1 protein-coding gene is annotated in these 1,206 nt (G+C 72.8%); it reads right to left on the minus strand.

What is annotated here, in order from left to right; genetic code table 11:
• Window positions 1–1,206: acyltransferase domain-containing protein (locus tag ACIQ8B_RS32965; RefSeq protein ID WP_403552008.1), on the minus strand; the 1,206-nt coding region annotated here is incomplete at both ends.

The following is a 1,206-nucleotide window of genomic DNA, read 5'->3' on the forward strand; positions in this document are numbered from 1 at the left end:
CACCGCGTCCGCCCCCGACACCACCAGATCCCACAGACCCTCCGGCGACCCCACCCCACCCGGGAACCGGCACGCCATCCCCACGATCGCGATGGCATCGTCGTCCGGGTGGGCGGGGTGGTTCCGCTGCTCGCGGGGCGCGGGGGCCGTCGGCAGGCTCGGGGCCTCCTCGTCGGCGGCGACGTCCCGGATCAGTCGGGCGACCTCCGCCGGCGTCGGGTGGTCGTAAACGAGGGTGGTGGGCAGGGGCAGGCCGGTCGCGGCGCGCAGCCGGTTGCGCAACTCGATGCCCTGGATCGACTCGAAGCCCTGCTCCTTGAAGGTCAGGTCGGGGCTGACCGTGTCGGCGGCGGCTCGGCCGAGCACGGTTGCGGCGTGGACCCGGACGAGTTCGAGGACGTAGTCCAGTCGCTCGGCCTCGGAGCGGCCCCGCAGCTCACGACTGAGCAGCGTCTCCTCGATGTCCGGGACTCCGTGGGCCGGCTCCGCCTCGGGCACGGAATCGAACCAGTACCGGGTGCGCTGGAAGGGGTAGGTGGGCAGCTCGACACGCCGGGCGTCGGTGCCCTCGAAGAGGGCGGCCCAGTCGACGGGCACGCCTTGGACGAACAGTTCGGCGGCGGCGGCGAGGAAGCGCTCCAGTCCGCCTTCGTCCCGGCGCAGCGATCCCACGGCCGTCACGTCGGCCGTCTCCTGGATGCCCATGATCAGCACCGGGTGCGCGCTGGACTCCACGAACGTCCCGAAACCCCGGCCGGCCAGGAGCCGGACGGTCTCCTCGAAGCGGACGGTGTGGCGCAGATTGCGGTACCAGTAACCCGCGTCCAACGACGCGGTGTCCACGGGGGCCGCATCAACGGTCGAGTAGAACGGCACCCGGGCGGCACGCGGGGTGATCGGGGCGAGGACGTCGAGAAGCTCGGCCTCGATCCGCTCCACGTGCGCGGAGTGCGAGGCGTAGTCCACGGGAACCTGACGGGCCCGGACCTCCTCGGCCCGGCAGGCCTCCACGAACTCCACGACCGCGTCCGCATCCCCCGCGACGACGGTGCTGGAAGGGCCGTTCACCGCAGCGATGTCGAGGCGGCCTTCCCAGACCGAGGCCAGGCGCGCCTCGACCTCCGCACGCGGCAGCGACACCGACGCCATCCCGCCCAGACCGGCCAGCTCCCGGCCGATCACCCGCGCCCGCAACGCCACCACACG

Source organism: Streptomyces sp. NPDC096105 (assembly GCF_044763335.1).
Taxonomy (GTDB): Bacteria; Actinomycetota; Actinomycetes; order Streptomycetales; family Streptomycetaceae; genus Streptomyces.